A 15,554-nucleotide genomic window follows, 5' to 3' on the forward strand; every position below is an offset into this window, starting at 1 on the left:
TAGCCCAGATGCGAGCGCTTCGCACTCGAACGCAGCCTTCGGCAGCTGCTACAGAGGAACTCAACTTATCCACAGGCAGCCTCCAGCAAAATCCGCCCACTGGAGCAGGTGGCGGTTTCATTGCGATAGGCGAAATACAATTTGCTGCGCGCTGAGTCGAAGCGCAGGTGCAACTGGATTTCATCACCGGGGCGTACCAGTTGCTGGAATTTCAGCACTTCCATACCGGAAAATTTTGCCGGCAGATCCATCAATTGCTGGCCCAGGCTCAATGCCCAATCCACCTGCACCACACCGGGCAATACCGGCGCTCGGGGAAAGTGGCCGCTGAAATACGCCAGGTCTGGCGGGACTGCCAGTTGCAGGCTCCACTCGCCATGGACTTCGAGCTGCTCCAACACTTCCGGCGCTGTTGGACGGGGTGCCAGCAGCAAGGCTTCCACCTCGGCCTGGGGCAGTTTGCCTTGCGCGTTCAGCGGTAGCTGCCGCAACAAGCGCCAGCGGCGTGGCAGGGCCAGCGTTTCACAATGTTGACTCAGATGCTGACGCAAGGCTTGAGTAAGGCTGCGTCGACCCTGATTGCGCAAGGCACGCAGGCCTCGCTCGCTGAGTACCAGCAGCGCCCCTAATGAAGCGCGGTTTTCCTGAACCACACCGAGGCGCGCTTCGGCGACCCAGTCGTGAGCCATCAGTGCTTGTTCAAGCATCGGTAGCGAAATACGTTTTTCTTCCAGTTTGACGATTCGGTCCAGCCGACCCAACAGCTCGAAACGGCCGTCGGCGGCGATGCGCGCGGCATCGGCGGTGTGTTCAATATGGCCGGCCGGCAAGTACGGTGAGGCGATAATCAGGGCGCTATCGCTGTCCTGGCTCAGCGCAACATCGGCGAAGGGCTGCCAGAGATACTGGCCCTGACGCCAGGCGATGCCGCCGGTTTCCGAACTGCCGAAGATCTCCGTCGGCCATTGTTGCAGGCGCTCATGCAGGCTTTGCGCCGCTTCGGCGGGCAACGCGCCACCGGAGGAAAACACTCGGCGCACCGCGCTCAGCGCTGGCCAGTCGAGGTTGTCGCCCATGCGCTTGAGCAGCGCCGGGCTGGCGACCCAGGCGAAGGCCGGGTGTTCGCGGCTGGCGCGCTGCAAGTCTTCCGGGAAGGCCAATTGCTTGCGGACGAACGAGCGCCCGGCGCACAACGGCCACAGCACCCGAAACAGCAACCCGTAGATGTGCTGCGTGGCAACGCTGCCGATGATGCAGGCCGCGCCCAGATCTGCGCCCCACAGGTGCTCCAGCGCTTCGACTTCATTGGCCAATTGGCGCAGGGTTTTGTCGATACGCTTGGGTTCACCACTGGAACCGGAGGTGCACAGGCTCAGCTGACAGCGATCCAGATCCAGTGGGCTGGCCGGCAGCGGTGGATGCCGATAATCGCTCAGGTGCGCGTCGGTAGCCTGATCGGTCAGCCACAGATCGACCTCGGTCGACCAGCGCTGGCGCGTCTGCGCTTGCAGGTCGGCGGGCAGCAGTACGCTGACCCCGGCACGCCAGGCGCCGAGCAGGGCAATGGCCAGGTCGGCAGCGTCCTCAAGGTGCACGGCGATGCGCTGTACGCCGTGCGCTTGCAGGCCGGCAGCCAGGCTCAGGGCCTGTTCGCACAATTGCGCGTGATTCAACGCCGGTTCCACCGTCACGGCACGGTCCGGCTGAGCCTTGAGCAACAGTTGCTCAAGTGTTATCCAATTCATGGGCGGCCTCTTACCCGTTGTCGTATCAGCCATTCAATGGCAAACATCAGGCCGATCAATCCATAGGAGATCAGGCCGGTGTACAACATCCACCAACTCAGCGGCGCCCAAAGGGTCAGGGCAGCGGCGCACAAGCCGTTGCAGAGAAAAAACACGCTCCAGGCAATCGTCACCTGGCGGGTGTAGCGAATGGCCCTGGCCGGCAGCTCCGGCTCTCGCAGACGGGCCAGACGTTCAATCATCGGCGGGCCATATTTCAGGCTCAGGCCGAACAGCGCCAGCATGAACGCGCTGATCAGCACCGGGTACCAGCGCAGCAGCACCGGGCTGTCGAACAGCGCCAGCAACAGGCAGAACGCGATGGCGACCACGGCCATCCACAGGCTGCCAGGCCGCCGCTCGCCAGTCAGCGCCCGCGCCAGCCACAGGCTACCCAGCAGCAGACCGAACTGCCACGGGGCAAAATGCTCCATGCCGAAATACACCGCAAAGGGGTACAACAGGCCTGCCAGCAGCAGGCCGAGGCCGATCAGTCGGCTCATGCGGCGGGTTGAACCAGGCGGTAGACCGCCTCGACCACGTCGCTGACGGTACGCACCGATTTGAATTCTTCGGCAGCGATTTTCTTGCCGGTCTGGCGTTTGATGTGATCGATCAGGTCGACTGCATCGATGCTGTCGATTTCCAGATCCTGATACAGGTTGGACCCCAGACTGATGCGCTCGGGTTCCAGCTCGAAGAGTTCGACCAGAGCATCGCGCAGGGTATTGAAAATATCGTCACGAGTTTGCATGGTCCGGTCTCAAGCTGCCTGTTTTGCAGTGACGAACGCCGCAAGGCTCGCCACGTTGGTGAAGTGATTACGGGTGTCCTTGGCGTCGGCATCGATTTTGATGCCGTACTTTTTCTGGATGGCCAAGCCAAGTTCCAGGGCGTCTACCGAGTCCAGGCCCAGGCCTTCGCCGAACAGCGTCTGGTTGTCGCCGATGTCGTCGACGCTGATGTCTTCGAGGCCCAGGGCTTCGATGATCAGTTCTTTTATCTCACGGTGCAGATCGCTCATCTTCGGCGAGCTCCTTAATAAAGTAATGGTGCAAATAGTCATTGAGCTTGCGCGAGGCCTGAGGTGCAGGCCCCTGCGTAGCGAAGGCCTGTGGGTCTATATCGGCCCCAACGCGAAAACTGAAGTGCACGCGGCGTTTGGGAATCCGATACCAGGGTTCGGCCTTGGTCAATGTGGTCGGGCTGACCTTGATGATCACCGGGGTGAGGATTCTCGCACCGCGCAGGGCGATTGCCGCGCCCCCCCGATGAAAGGCCGGCGGTTTACCGGGTTGGGTGCGGGTGCCCTCGGGAAAGATGATCAGGGTCTGACCGCTTTTCAACGCGTCGGCAGCGGCGTCGAGCATATCCATGCTGCCATCGTTGCTGATGTAATCGGTGCGGCGTAGCGGGGCGCGGGTGAACGGGTTTTCCCAGAGGCTTTTCTTGACCACACAGTTGGAGTGGCCCACCAGGCCGATCAAAAACACCACATCGATCAACGAGGGGTGATTGGCAACGATCATTTGCCCTGGCCGTCCGAGTTTTTCCGCGCCCTGGATGTCATAAGTCAGCACGCCAGTGCGAGCCATGAACCGAATGAAAAACCAGAAACAGCGGCTCACTGTCTGTCGGGCACGCTGACGATGGGCCTGAGCGTCTCCCGGCAGGTAACTCAGCAGCGGGAATACCACCAGTCGCAGGCATAGCCCGCCCAACCCGAACAGGGTGAAGCTTGCGGCAGTGGCCAGCAGGCGCCAGTAATAGGCGTCGCGGTTTTTATCGGTCACAGGTTGCGTTGCCAGGTCCATACACGATTTTTCCAGGCATGTTGGCAGGTCGTTTGCTGGCCGAGCAGGGTACGCAACAGGTTCAGGGCATGGGGCCAGTGGGTTTTGGACAACGCTTGCGAGGTGCTGTTCAGCGACAGCTGCCACTCATTGCCGGGCGTAATCAACAGGCCCACCGCGTAGGGGAATGGCACATCGTCGATCCAGGCCGAGTAGGCTGCGGGCGGTTGCTCTTCTGTCACTATCAGCAGTACCGCGGGCGCGCCTTCCTCAAGCAGCGCCGCCGCCTCTAGCATGCCGTGTTCAAGGCCATCGCCAGCCGCAGCGAGGGCGGTCATTTCGCTGGTTTCGCCACGCATGATCGACCACAGGCCGATCACCGCGTTGTGCACCGACAAGCTGAACTGAGTGGGCGACAACGGTTGATCAGTCGCCAGATCGCTGAGAATGTCGAAGGTGCGCGGGGTTTCGCCATGGCGGGAAATAAAGACCAACGGTAGGTCCTGGCGACCATCGGCCAAAGGCCAGCCGACGCTGAACGCCATCCGCGCCAGACGGCTGAGTCGCCGACGCTGCATGGCCGGCAGAAACGACACATCGGGGGCGGCATCGCTGCGCTCGAGCACGATCGGTTGCCGGCTCCAGGCCTGCCAGTCATCCACGCTTTCAAGCCCGGGGGCCCACGCGCGCCATTGGGCGATGTTGAAGTTGATCACAGACATTCATCCCGCCCCTGCGGGCTTCCTTTTGACGCGGTGAGTCGCAAAAATCGCGGCAGACCTTACGTGGCGCTTAACGCCGAGTGGCGCGCATTATCCCGGTGCGGCGGGCGTGTAGCAAATGCTGGTTACATTTTGTGCAACGAAATGTACCGTCTGGTTCGCCAGAAAGCTGTCGTTTGGCCATTATCCACGTTGCGCCGGACATGTCTGTCAGCTTATCGGCTGTCGATGGGCGAGTTGGCGGCGTTTTCCGATGGAAATTACCAATGACTGTGTAGTCCCGATGCCAGCGAGGTAGCTAAGCAGCGCCGTGGACTACTACACTCGGTCATTCTTTGATACACGGAGGTTTTGACATGCGGCGCGTGGTGTTCAATCAGAAAGGTGGCGTGGGCAAGTCAAGTATTGCCTGCAATCTGGCGGCGGTCAGCGCCAGCGAAGGCTATCGCACGCTGTTGGTGGATCTCGATGCCCAGGCCAACTCCACTCAATACCTGACGGGACTCACCGGTGACGATATCCCGATGGGGATCGCTGACTTCTTCAAGCAGACTTTGTCTTCCGGGCCGTTCTCGAAGAAAAACCAGGTCGATATTTACGAAACTCCATTCGACAACCTTCACGTCGTTACCGCCACCGCCGAGCTGGCTGACTTGCAGCCCAAGCTTGAGGCCAAGCACAAGATCAACAAACTGCGAAAATTGCTCGAGGAACTGGACGGCGATTACGACCGAATCTACCTCGATACACCGCCAGCGCTGAATTTTTATGCTGTGTCGGCGTTGATCGCCGCTGATCGTGTGCTGATTCCCTTCGATTGCGACAGTTTCTCGCGTCAAGCGCTGTATGGTCTGCTGGCGGAAATCGAAGAATTGAAGGAGGACCACAACGAAGGGCTGGAGGTTGAAGGCATTGTCGTCAACCAGTTCCAGGCCCGCGCCAGTTTGCCTCAGCAAATCCTCGATGAATTGATCGCCGAAGGGCTACCGGTGTTGCCGGTGTACCTGGCCAGTTCAGTGCGGATGCGCGAATCCCATCAGGCCAACACGCCGCTGATCCATCTCGACCCACGGCACAAACTGACTCTGCAATTTGTCGATCTGCACAACCTTCTGGAAAATGCCTGAATCGCTGTTGTTGGCGCAGAACCCATGTGGGAGCGGGCTTGCTCACGAAGGGGTCATACAGTCAACGTCATCGCTGATTGATAGACCGCTTTCGCGAGCAAGCCCGCTCCCACATTTGGCATCGTGTTGTATTCAAATCCCCTGACTACGCAACCAGCTCATCAACTGCGGTAACGGGAATGCCCCGCTCTGGCGAGCCACTTCCCGGCCGTTCTTGAACAGAATCAGGCTCGGGATCGAGCGAATCCCCAACTGCGCCGACAACTGCTGATTCGCCTCGCTGTCCAGCTTGGCCAGCCGACACTTGCCCGCCAGCTGCCCCGCCGCCTGCGCGAACACCGGCGCAAACGACTTGCATGGCCCGCACCAGTCCGCCCACACATCCACCAGCAATGGCAGGTCGCCCTTGATCTGACTGGCGTAATCGCCTTGTTTCAATTCGAACGGTTTGTTCAGCAAGACCTCGGCCTTGCAGCGACCGCATTTTGGATGATCGTTGAGGCGCTCGGCGGGGATGCGGTTCAGGCCGTTGCAGTGGGGGCAGGGGATGAGGAGTGGCTCGGTCATGATTGGCTCTCAGTCGGGCAGTCTATGGAACTGATCTGGAGTTGAAGGTGGTCTTTATCAAGGAGACAGGTTTCAGACCATTATTTTCTTCGGTTGCGAAAAGGGCCTGTCTGCACTCACGACGAACAACTGATCTCCAGATGCTTGCCCCACTCCGGCGGCCGCTCGGCATAGCTCTCCATTCCAGGCTGCTCCTCGAACGGATTACTCAATACTGCGTGCAAACGACGAACTTCTGCATAGTCGCCACTTTCCGCCGCATCGATGGCTTTTTGCGCCAGATAGTTACGCAGGATGTACAGCGGATTGACCGCATGCATGCGCGTGCGGCGTTGTTCCTGGTCAACCACGCCTTCACGGGCAACCCTGGCGATGTAAAGCTCGCCCCACGCATCGAAACCCTTGAGGTCGACGAAGTCATCGCGTAAACGGGCGAGGGCCTGCGCCGGTGATTCGTCGCCGAGGCGGCGGAAGAACAGGCTGTAATCGACGCCGCTGTTCTGCATCAGTTGCAGCAGGTGTTCCAGCAGTTTCTGGTCGTCGTCTTCGGCAGTGGTTAGACCGAGGCGGCGGCGCATCAGGTCCAGGTAGTGGGCCTGGAACAGCGGCAGGTACAGGCCGAGGGTTTCACGCAGGGCTTCGACGCTGATGAACGGCGTCAGGGCCTGGGCGAGGGCGCTGAGGTTCCACTGGCCGATCGGCACCTGGTTGCTGAAGGAGTAACGGCCCTGGTCATCGGAGTGGTTGCAGATGAAGTGGGCGTCGAAGTCGTCGAGGAAGGCGAACGGGCCGAAGTCGAAGGTGATGCCCAGGATCGACATGTTGTCCGTGTTCATCACGCCGTGGCAGAACCCATAGGCCTGCCATTTGGCGATCAGTTCGGCATTGCGCTCGACGATTTGGCGGAACATCGCCAGATACGGTTCCGGCTGTTCCAGGCAATGCGGGAAATGCATGGCCAGCACATGGTCGCCAAGTTCTTTCTGTTGCTCGGGACGCTTGGTGTAGTAGAAAAATTCGAAATGCCCGAAGCGCACATGGCTCGGCGCCAAGCGCAGGACCATGGCTGCGCGTTCCTGTTTCTCGCGCCAGACCGGCGTGTCGGAGCCGATCACGCACAGCGCGCGAGTGGTGGGAATGTTCAGGGCATGCAGGGCTTCGGAGGCGAGAAATTCGCGGATCGACGAACGCAGCACCGCCCGTCCATCGCCCATGCGCGAATAGGGCGTCTGACCGGCGCCCTTGAGGTGCAGGTCCCAATGCTCGCCGGCGTTGTTATAGACCTCGCCCAGTAACAGGCCACGACCGTCGCCCAACTGTGGGTTGTAAGAGCCGAACTGATGGCCGGAATAGACCATCGCCCGCGGCTCGGCTTCGGCCCACAGCTTGTGGCCGCCGAACAGTTCGGCGAATACCGGCGTCTCGGCCACGGCCGGGTCCAGGTCCAGCAACGCCATGGCGGAGGGGCTGGCGACCACCAGTCGCGGAGCGGCGATGGGCTCGGGCAGCACATGGGTTGAGAACGCATCGCCCAGACGGGCGAAGCGATTGTCGAAGGTCAGTTCGTCGAGGGCTTTCAACGGCCATCTCCAGCAGAATGTCCGAGCATTCTGCTAGGGATAGCGCGGTTAGTCGAGTTCGACAGGTGGCGGTTCGCGCCGCGGTTTGCTGTCGACCACCGGCACGATGGTTTTGGTTTCCGGCTCGATCGGCACCATCTTGTATTCCTGGCCATGAAGGTTCTTGAGGTAGACCTCCATCTGCCGGAACGAGATGTTGATGTGCTGCTTCTTGAACTCGCGATTGATAAAGCGGTTGACCTCATCGAGCACCGGGTTGCGATCGCCGAGGTCGCGCACATGCATACGCAACTCGTGATCGAGGGTGCTTTCGCCGAAGTTCAGGAAGTACACGTGGGGTTCCGGATCCTTCAGTACGCGCGGGTTATCCCGGGCAGCCTTGAGCAGCAGCTCTTTCACCAGGTCCAGGTCCGAGCCGTAGTCGACACCGAGCTTGAGGGTGACCCGGGTGATGGTGTCGGTCAGGGACCAGTTGATCAGTTGTCCGGTAATGAACGTCTTGTTCGGGACGATGATGTCCTTGCGGTCGAAGTCGGTGATGGTCGTGGCGCGGATGCGGATCTTGCTCACTGTGCCCGACAGGTTGCCGATGGTGATGGTGTCGCCGATCCGCACCGGGCGTTCGAACAGGATCATGATGCCGGAGATGAAGTTGGCGAAGATCTCCTGCATCCCGAAACCGAGGCCGACCGACAGTGCGGCCACCAGCCATTGCAACTTGTCCCAACTCACGCCGAGCGTGGACAGGGTCGAGACGAAACCGACGCCAGCAATCACATAGGACAGTAGGGTGGTCGTGGCGTAGGAACTGCCTTGGGCCAGGTTCAGCTTCGACAGCACAAACACTTCCAGCAAGCCCGGCAGGTTGCGCGCCAGCGCAAAGGTGATGCCGATGATGATCAGCGCGCCGAGCATGTCGCCGATGCTGATCGGCACCATGCTCATGTTGGCGCCGGTGCCGCTGGTGTATTCGTAGAGGGTGATGTTGTCCAGGTACGAGAACACCGAGATCAGGTCCGACCAGACCCAATACAGCGCCGCGATGAAACCGCCGAGCAGGGCCAGGCGAATCAGGCGCAGGGACTGCTCGTTGACCTTCTCGATGTCCAGGGTCGGCTCTTCGATCACCGCTTCGCCGTCGCCGGCCTCTTTAGCGGCCTGACGTTTGGCCAGGGCGCGTTGATAGGCCAGGCGCCGTGCCGCAACGCTGAGACCACGGACGAAGGTCGCTTCGATCACCAGCCAGAACATCAGCAAGTACAGCGTGTTGATCAACCGGTCGCTGAGTTTCAGCGCGGTGTAGTAGTAGCCAAAGCACACGGCGACGAACAACGCGATTGGCAGGGCTGTGAACAGAACACCCACGGCCTTGCGGAATAGTGAAGCGTTCTGGTGAGTCGGGCTGCTGACCAGCAGGCGGCTGAGTAGCCAGGCCATCAAGGCGTAGCAAGTCAGCACCACCGGCATGCCGAGCACGTCATCGGCCAGTATCGCCGGTTGCAACTCGGCGACCGCCACCACCGCCACCAGGGCCATCACTACCAGGCCGAGTCGGCGTATCCAGCCTTGAAGGAATTCGACCTGCGGTTTTTCCCAGCGGAAATGCAATTCGGCCACGCCGCCCGGCGCGAGGATGCGGTAGGCGGTGTAGAACACCAGCCAGGCCTGGGCCATTTGCAGCAGCGCCGCGCCCATATTGGCGTTCTGTCCGCGGGCGTCGATCTGCAACGCCAGGCCGCACAAGGCCAGACCCAGGGATACCGGCATCGCCAGCAGGATGTTGATCAGAATCGCTTGCGGTGTGTGCCACTGGCTGTCGCGCTTGAAATGGCCGATATCCAGGTGAACTTTGTTCAGGCGGGCATACAGGTTTTTTCGGCGCCACAGCAGCGCTCCGATCAGAAAGGCCAGCGGCAGGAACAGCAGCGGCCTCTGGGTCAGGCCATCGGTCAGCTCGCTCACGCTCGAGGCCCATGGCAGGGTAGTGACCTGACGCTCCAGGCGCTCCGGCACGGCGTATATCCACTCAAGATCCAGCGGCTTGTTGCTGGGAATCCAGAACATTTGCTCATCCAGCGTCGCCCTCAGGCTTTGCGCGGTGCTGAGCAGCTGTTTCTGATTGAGTTGCAACGTGATGGATTCGTTGAGCACGGCGCTCAATTCGCGATTCAAGCGCTCCAGCAGGTCCGCGCGGGTGGTGGCCAGTTCCAGCAGGCTCTTGCGCAGTTGCGGGGTGACTTGCTCTGGCTGTTGAGTCGCCAGCAAGTTGTCGACATAGGTTGTCGGGTTGCTGAGCAATTCCCGCTGCTGGCTGACTTCGAACTGATACAGGCGAATGTCGGCGATCTGGTCGGCAAGGTCGCGGTCGAGTTTGAGGCGCGGCAGGGCCTGTTTTTGTTTGTACAGAATCTTGGAGAGTAGCAGGCTGCCCTTGAGCACATTGATCTGTTCGTCCAGCGCCGAGTCGCTCTGGGTCACGCTGTCCAGTTGCTGCTTGGTCTGCAGGTTCTGTTGGGTGACTTCGTTGAGACGGTCGGTGCTTTTGAGCAGGTAGTCGGAGAGCTTCAGGTTGGCCGCGCTTTCGGTGGCCAGCAGGCTGCTGCCGCCGGCCTTCTGCGCTTCGATGGACTGCTGAGTGACGGTCTCTTGAGACTGGGCCAGGCGCTTCTGGTTGATCAGGGTTTGCAGTTCCTGGATCTCCTGATCCAGGCGATTGGATTTTTCCGTGAGCAGGTCATGCTGGCTGTTGCCCAAATCCTGCAACAGGCTGTTGCCGGCCAGTTCCTGGCGACGCAGCGGGATCAAGGCGTTCAGCGCCGCGAGTTCGGCGTTGAGCTGATCGCGTTGCTCGGCGGTCAAGGTCTTGCCGCTGTCCTTGCCGAGCTTGAGGATGTTGTTGATCTGCTGGATGCGTGTCTGGCTGGCAGATATTTCGGCCTGGGCGCGCTCGGGGCGAGTCTGGGCGGTGATGATCAGGCTGTTCGCTTCGGCCAGGGCTTTCTGCAGATCGCTTTGCTGGGTGGAGCGCTCGGTCAGCAATTGCTCAAGCTGCTGAATGGTTTCTTTGGTATAGCGTTGCGCCACCGGCACCACTTTGGTGGCCTTGAGGCGGGTCAGTTCGCGCTGGTTCTCGATGTTCTGCTTTGGCGCATTGGCCAGCTGCTGCTTGAGATCAATCAGCTTCTGATCGTAATCGCGCTGGTTGTTGAGCTGGGTGAGCGTGCTCTGCAAGACCGCTTGCAGGGCCTTTTGATCGGCTTCCGGCAGTTTGCGCTCGGCGATCTTGTCCAGGCTCGCCTGCACGGCTTCGCTGGACGGCGGTTCGGCGGCTTGCAGCGTGCTGATGGAAAGACTCAAGCCCAGCAGGGCCATGATAAAAAAGGTGCGCAGAGTTGACATAAAGACCGATCGAAAACGAGACGAAGTGTGGAGTTTAGAGGAACAGGCCGGGGCCGGGGCGACTTCCTTCGGGGAATCTGACGCCTACCTTACCAATCTTGTTCCCTTCCATGACAGCGACGGTCCAGAGGGTGTTGTTCCATTCCACCTGGTCGCCGACTACCGGCGCACCGCCTACTTTCTGGGCAATGAAGTGGCCCAGGGACATGTTCGGATCGATGCCTTCGACTTTCAACCCGTACAAGGCAGCAACCGCGCCCAGCTGGGCATCTCCTTCGAGTACGAAGTCGCCGAAGAAGCGCAAATCCAGACCCCGTTGCGGAGCCTGACTGAAGAGTTTTCCGAGGGCCGGAAGGTTGTGCTCATGGCCGATGACGCAGAGCAAATCATCGACTTCGAGCACCGTACTACCCGACGGATGGAGCAGTTGTTGGCCGCGAAACAGGGCCGCGATACGGGTGCCTTCGGGCATTTTCAGCTCGCGAAGAGGGGATCCAATGCACCATTTTTCGGCACCGAGGCGATACACGAACAGCTCCCACTCGCTGGTGACATGCACTTCCAGCGCCGATCGGGAGATCGGCAAAGGCTCTGGCGGGACGGTCACTTTCAAAAGCTTGGCAACCCAAGGCAGGCTTGTGCCTTGCACCAGCAGCGACACCAAGACGATAAAGAACGCCAGATTGAAGTAGAGCTGAGCATTGGGTAGCCCCGCCATCAATGGGAACACCGCCAGAATGATCGGTACGGCACCGCGCAGGCCGACCCAGGAAATGAATGCCTTCTCGCGGCCATGGAACGCCTTGAAGGGCAACAGGCCGACCAGCACTGACAGCGGGCGGGCAAACAGAATCATCCACAGCGCCAGGCCCAGTGCAGGCAAGGCAATCGGCAGCAGGTCATGGGGCGTAACCAACAGCCCCAGCACCAGGAACATGCCGATCTGCGCCAGCCAGGCCATGCCGTCGAGCATGTGCAAAATGCCGTGGCGACTGCGGACCGGGCGGTTGCCGATCACCAGGCCACACAGGTACACCGCCAAAAAGCCGCTGCCGTGCAGGGCGTTGGTCAGGGCAAACACGACCAATCCGCCAGCAATCACCAGAATCGGATAAAGGCCGGTGGCCAGATTGATACGGTTGACCAGTTGCAGCATGAGCCAACCACCACTGAGGCCGATCACGCCGCCGATGCCGAACTCACGCACCAAATGCCCCAGCAGACTCCAGTGCAGGCCCGTCTCGCCGCTGGCGAGCATGTCGATCAGGGTCACGGTGAGGAACACCGCCATCGGATCGTTGCTGCCGGATTCGATTTCCAGGCTCGCGCTCACCCGTTCGTTCAGGCCCTTGCCGCCAAGCAGCGAGAACACGGCCGCGGCGTCGGTGGAGCCGACGATGGCGCCGATCAGCAGGCCCTGAATCATATTGAGGTCGAACAACCACGCCGCCGCCATTCCGGTCAGTCCGGTGGTAATCAATACCCCGACCGTGGCCAGCGACAGCGCCGGCCATAACGCCACGCGAAAACTCGCCACCCGGGTACGCAAGCCGCCGTCGAGCAGGATCACTGCGAGGGCGAGGTTGCCGACCAGATAAGCGGTGGGGTAGTTATCGAAAATAATGCCGGCACCGTCGACACCGGCCGACATGCCCACCGCGAGGATGATCACCAGAATCGGGATACCGAGGCGCGATGAAAGTGAGCTCACCAGAATGCTCGCACCTACCAGCAACGCGCCGATCAAGAACAGGCTGTTGATGGTCGTCGCATTCAAAGGCAGTACTCCAGAAAGCTAAAGGCGGGCACAAACTGACCATGCAGTCTGCGTGCCAGCGATTCTAACCTGTTGAAATGTGATGCTGTCAAAAAGCTTTTGCAGCAGGGCGGTGCAGGGACGGTGATCGTTCCCACACTCTGCGTGGGAACGCCTCAACGGACGCTCCGCGTCCGCTTTTTGGGACGCAGAGCGTCCCGGGCTGCATTCCCACGCAGAGCGTGGGAACGATCATGGGGTGAGGTTACAGGCTAAACCGCCCAACCATGTTGTTCAGGTCCAGCGCCAGGCGCGACAGCTCGTTGCTGGCCGCGCTCGTCTGGTTGGCGCCCGTGGCCGATTGCACCGACAGGTCACGAATGTTCACCAGATTGCGGTCCACTTCACGGGCCACCTGCGCCTGCTCTTCGGCCGCGCTGGCGATCACCAGGTTGCGTTCGTTGATTTCGACGATGGCGCTATTAATAGTGTCCAGCGACATACCTGCACCACGGGCGATGTTCAAGGTCGATTCAGCGCGTTCGGTGCTGTTGCGCATCGAATCCACGGCGTGTTCGGTGCCGCTCTGGATACTGCCGATCATGCGTTCGATTTCGCTGGTCGACTGCTGGGTGCGATGGGCAAGGGCACGCACTTCGTCGGCAACGACTGCGAAACCACGACCGGCTTCACCGGCACGGGCTGCTTCGATGGCAGCGTTCAACGCCAACAGGTTGGTCTGGTCGGCCAAGCCGCGAATCACGTCAAGCACCTTGCCGATATCCCGCGACTCGTTGGCCAGATCACCGATCAGGGTGGCGGTGCTCTGTACATCGGCGCTCATGCGCTCGATGGCACTCACGGTTTCCTGTACCAGGTCACGACCGTCGCCAGCCGAAGTGGTGGCGTTTTTCGAGGCTTCGGAGGTGCTCACGGCGTTGCGGGCGACTTCTTCCACGGCGCTGGTCATTTCATTGACGGCGGTGGCGGCCTGTTCGATTTCGTTGTTCTGCTGAGTCAGGCCACGGGCGCTTTCATCGGTGACGCTGTTGAGCTCTTCCGCGGCGGACGCCAGTTGCGTGGCCGAACCGGAAATCCGTTGCAGGGTGTCACGCAGTTTTTCCTGCATTTTCGCCATGGCGGCCAGCAGGCGACCGGCTTCGTCTTCACCGTCGACCGTGATCGGGCGCGTCAGGTTGCCTTCGGCGATTTCTTCGGCGGCGCTCAGGGCATTGGCGATTGGCTTGGTGATGCTGTTGGTCAGCAGCCAGGCGAATAGCAGAGTCAGGCCGGTGGCGATGACCAGCAGGGTCACCGTCAGGTTGAAGGCCGAGGCGTATTGGTCGACGGCTTGCTGATTGGTGTCGAGGGTCTGCTGAGTATTGATCTCCAGCAAACGGTTGAGCACGGAGTTGACGGCTTCAGAGTTCGTCAGCAAATCGGTATTGAGCAGCGTGCGCAGTTCGTCGATCTGATTGTTGCGCGACAGGCTCTTCATCCGGTCTTCGATCTGGCGATACTGCCCCAGCAACTGCACATACTGATCATAGGCCGCACGTTCCTGCGGGCTGGCGATCAGTTTTTCGTAGACGGCTTGAGCCGATCGAATCTGCTGATTACGGGTTTCCAGCAGGTCCATGGTTTTCTGCTGGACGTCCGGCTCGCGGTTCACCAGCAAACGGTAAGACAGGACGCGCAGGCGCAAGGTCAGCTGAGTGAACTCGTCGAGGCTTTTGATGCTCGGTACGCTGTTCGAGGTGATTTCCTCGGCGGCGCCGCGAATCTTGCTCATCTGGTTCAGCGCGAACACTCCCAGAACCAGCATCAAGCTGCCAATCAAGGCAAAACCGAGGAACGCCCGCGGTGCGATATTCATATTTCGTAAAGACATGGTGTTCACCGAAAAAAGCGCATCCGTGCGGGGCTGAGACTGCTGTATGCATGGCTTATCGGTCATACGACTAAAGTCTTGAGACGCTGCGCGCTTTTGTCGCAGAAGGCCCGCGGCGACGAAGTGCAGGAACCAGAGCCGCCAAACACAGTCTTTAAGACTCGCGAGGACGGTCGCCCGCCAGCAAAATCAAGGCCTTGCGCCCGAATAACCCTGGCGTCAATGGTGACTTTTCTTTATCGTACGCGCCCTTTGAAAATGCCCGGAAAATCAAAATGTTGGAAGCATCCCTAAGCCAATTGGAACAACTGGTCAGCGACCTGGTGCAGCAGAATCAGACCCTGCTCGGCACCAATCAATCCCTGAGTGCAGAACTGGCCCAGGTCAAGGATGAAAACGAAAGCCTGCAACTGAGCCTGATGGAGCAGGAAGAGAAGCAAGGCGCCACCGCCGCACGCATTCAGGCCTTGGTTGAGCGCGTCAGCGCCGGCCCTGTCAGCGCATGAGTTACGGCGCCGCAGGGGTAAAAGTCGTCTCGATTCTGGGGGAAGACTATTCGATCAAGGCGCCGGCCGGGGAAGAGCAGACCCTGCTGGACGCCGCATTAATGTTGAAGGCCGCCTTGGCCGAGACCAAAAAGAAATACCCGACGCTGATCGGTGACCGCTTGCTGGTGCTGGCGGCGATGAATCTGTGCTCGCAGCAGATCGAAATGCAAAAGCGTCACCAGCAAGAACTCGACCGTTACCAAGAGCAAGTCAGCGCCACGGTTGAAGTGATCGCCAAGACCATCAATCAGGCCTGATCAGCTTTGCGCACAACCAAAGAATAAATTGTCGTTTGAGTTGTATACAATCGGCATGGCTGTTGCAGTGTTTCAGCCTCTTATTCTTTGGGGGTGCTCCATGCAGTTCTGGCGACGCAGTATTCAATGG

The 15,554-nt window shown here is 60.0% G+C and carries 14 protein-coding genes and 1 pseudogene; 3 read left to right on the top strand and 12 right to left on the bottom strand.

Annotated elements, in window-relative coordinates; all coding sequences use genetic code 11:
• Positions 1 to 65: 65 nt before the first annotated feature.
• Genes IB250_RS27680 through IB250_RS27705 form a run of 6 tightly spaced genes read right to left on the bottom strand, consistent with a single transcriptional unit; the run spans position 66 to position 4,299 of the window.
• The gene (locus IB250_RS27680; protein WP_192346797.1) at positions 66 to 1,745 is read right to left on the bottom strand and encodes an acyl-CoA synthetase family protein; all 1,680 of its coding nucleotides are present in this window, start codon (positions 1,743 to 1,745) and stop codon (positions 66 to 68) included.
• Complete coding sequence (locus tag IB250_RS27685) at positions 1,742 to 2,287, bottom strand: hypothetical protein (protein WP_007903177.1); 546 nt, start codon at positions 2,285 to 2,287, stop codon at positions 1,742 to 1,744. The genes IB250_RS27680 and IB250_RS27685 overlap by 4 nt, the downstream gene beginning before the upstream one ends.
• Positions 2,284 to 2,538 (bottom strand): acyl carrier protein, encoded by a 255-nt coding sequence (locus tag IB250_RS27690; RefSeq protein WP_007903178.1) that lies wholly within the window; start codon positions 2,536 to 2,538, stop codon positions 2,284 to 2,286. Before IB250_RS27690 ends, IB250_RS27685 begins: the two co-directional genes overlap by 4 nt.
• 9 nt (positions 2,539 to 2,547) lie before the next feature.
• On the bottom strand, positions 2,548 to 2,808 hold the full coding sequence (locus IB250_RS27695) for a phosphopantetheine-binding protein (RefSeq protein ID WP_007903179.1): 261 nt from the start codon (positions 2,806 to 2,808) through the stop codon (positions 2,548 to 2,550).
• Positions 2,789 to 3,598: a lysophospholipid acyltransferase family protein gene (locus tag IB250_RS27700; RefSeq protein WP_192346799.1), complete on the bottom strand. Its 810-nt coding sequence runs from the start codon at positions 3,596 to 3,598 to the stop codon at positions 2,789 to 2,791. Before IB250_RS27700 ends, IB250_RS27695 begins: the two co-directional genes overlap by 20 nt.
• Entirely contained in the window at positions 3,574 to 4,299 is a 726-nt protein-coding gene (locus tag IB250_RS27705) for a beta-ketoacyl synthase chain length factor (protein WP_192346801.1), read from the bottom strand. Before IB250_RS27705 ends, IB250_RS27700 begins: the two co-directional genes overlap by 25 nt.
• Before the next feature lie 356 nt (positions 4,300 to 4,655).
• On the opposite strand from IB250_RS27705, the gene IB250_RS27710 reads away from it, so the two are divergent.
• Positions 4,656 to 5,426 carry a ParA family protein gene (locus tag IB250_RS27710; RefSeq protein WP_123499893.1) on the top strand — a complete coding sequence of 257 codons (771 nt, stop codon included), beginning with the start codon at positions 4,656 to 4,658 and terminating at the stop codon, positions 5,424 to 5,426.
• A gap of 132 nt (positions 5,427 to 5,558) precedes the next feature.
• On the opposite strand, the gene trxC is transcribed toward IB250_RS27710, so the two are convergent.
• The 6 genes and pseudogenes from trxC to IB250_RS29155 form a co-directional block, all read right to left on the bottom strand.
• Entirely contained in the window at positions 5,559 to 5,993 is a 435-nt protein-coding gene (gene trxC / locus IB250_RS27715) for a thioredoxin TrxC (RefSeq protein ID WP_192346803.1), read from the bottom strand.
• A 116-nt stretch (positions 5,994 to 6,109) separates the two neighbouring features.
• Positions 6,110 to 7,573, bottom strand: coding sequence for a protein adenylyltransferase SelO (gene selO / locus IB250_RS27720; protein ID WP_192346805.1), 1,464 nt, complete (start codon positions 7,571 to 7,573; stop codon positions 6,110 to 6,112).
• Between the two features lie 48 nt (positions 7,574 to 7,621).
• Positions 7,622 to 10,972 carry a mechanosensitive channel MscK gene (gene mscK, locus IB250_RS27725; RefSeq protein WP_192346807.1) on the bottom strand — a complete coding sequence of 1,117 codons (3,351 nt, stop codon included), beginning with the start codon at positions 10,970 to 10,972 and terminating at the stop codon, positions 7,622 to 7,624.
• A 34-nt stretch (positions 10,973 to 11,006) separates the two neighbouring features.
• Positions 11,007 to 12,749: a potassium/proton antiporter gene (locus IB250_RS27730; RefSeq protein WP_192346809.1), complete on the bottom strand. Its 1,743-nt coding sequence runs from the start codon at positions 12,747 to 12,749 to the stop codon at positions 11,007 to 11,009.
• A gap of 244 nt (positions 12,750 to 12,993) precedes the next feature.
• The gene (locus tag IB250_RS29150) at positions 12,994 to 13,866 is read right to left on the bottom strand and encodes a methyl-accepting chemotaxis protein (protein WP_371317140.1); all 873 of its coding nucleotides are present in this window, start codon (positions 13,864 to 13,866) and stop codon (positions 12,994 to 12,996) included.
• Positions 13,849 to 14,685: pseudogene (locus IB250_RS29155) on the bottom strand (MCP four helix bundle domain-containing protein); the annotation flags it as partial. The gene IB250_RS29150 and the pseudogene IB250_RS29155, both read right to left, overlap by 18 nt.
• A gap of 209 nt (positions 14,686 to 14,894) precedes the next feature.
• On the opposite strand from IB250_RS29155, the gene IB250_RS27740 reads away from it, so the two are divergent.
• On the top strand, positions 14,895 to 15,125 hold the full coding sequence (locus IB250_RS27740) for a hypothetical protein (RefSeq protein ID WP_007903194.1): 231 nt from the start codon (positions 14,895 to 14,897) through the stop codon (positions 15,123 to 15,125).
• A complete protein-coding gene (locus IB250_RS27745) occupies positions 15,122 to 15,424 on the top strand; it encodes a cell division protein ZapA (protein ID WP_007903196.1) in 303 nt (100 codons plus the stop codon). Before IB250_RS27740 ends, IB250_RS27745 begins: the two co-directional genes overlap by 4 nt.
• Positions 15,425 to 15,554: the final 130 nt, after the last annotated feature.

The organism is Pseudomonas sp. PDM09 (genome assembly GCF_014852305.1).
Lineage (GTDB): Bacteria > Pseudomonadota > Gammaproteobacteria > Pseudomonadales > Pseudomonadaceae > Aquipseudomonas.

Coding starts and splice junctions, on each gene's coding strand:
- IB250_RS27680 (WP_192346797.1), bottom strand. CDS start 1,745: ATGAATTGGATAACACTTGAGCAACTGTTGCTCAAGGCTCAGCCGGAC.
- IB250_RS27685 (WP_007903177.1), bottom strand. CDS start 2,287: ATGAGCCGACTGATCGGCCTCGGCCTGCTGCTGGCAGGCCTGTTGTAC.
- IB250_RS27690 (WP_007903178.1), bottom strand. CDS start 2,538: ATGCAAACTCGTGACGATATTTTCAATACCCTGCGCGATGCTCTGGTC.
- IB250_RS27695 (WP_007903179.1), bottom strand. CDS start 2,808: ATGAGCGATCTGCACCGTGAGATAAAAGAACTGATCATCGAAGCCCTG.
- IB250_RS27700 (WP_192346799.1), bottom strand. CDS start 3,598: ATGGACCTGGCAACGCAACCTGTGACCGATAAAAACCGCGACGCCTAT.
- IB250_RS27705 (WP_192346801.1), bottom strand. CDS start 4,299: ATGTCTGTGATCAACTTCAACATCGCCCAATGGCGCGCGTGGGCCCCC.
- IB250_RS27710 (WP_123499893.1), top strand. CDS start 4,656: ATGCGGCGCGTGGTGTTCAATCAGAAAGGTGGCGTGGGCAAGTCAAGT.
- trxC (WP_192346803.1), bottom strand. CDS start 5,993: ATGACCGAGCCACTCCTCATCCCCTGCCCCCACTGCAACGGCCTGAAC.
- mscK (WP_192346807.1), bottom strand. CDS start 10,972: ATGTCAACTCTGCGCACCTTTTTTATCATGGCCCTGCTGGGCTTGAGT.
- IB250_RS29150 (WP_371317140.1), bottom strand. CDS start 13,866: ATGGCGAAAATGCAGGAAAAACTGCGTGACACCCTGCAACGGATTTCC.
- IB250_RS27740 (WP_007903194.1), top strand. CDS start 14,895: ATGTTGGAAGCATCCCTAAGCCAATTGGAACAACTGGTCAGCGACCTG.
- IB250_RS27745 (WP_007903196.1), top strand. CDS start 15,122: ATGAGTTACGGCGCCGCAGGGGTAAAAGTCGTCTCGATTCTGGGGGAA.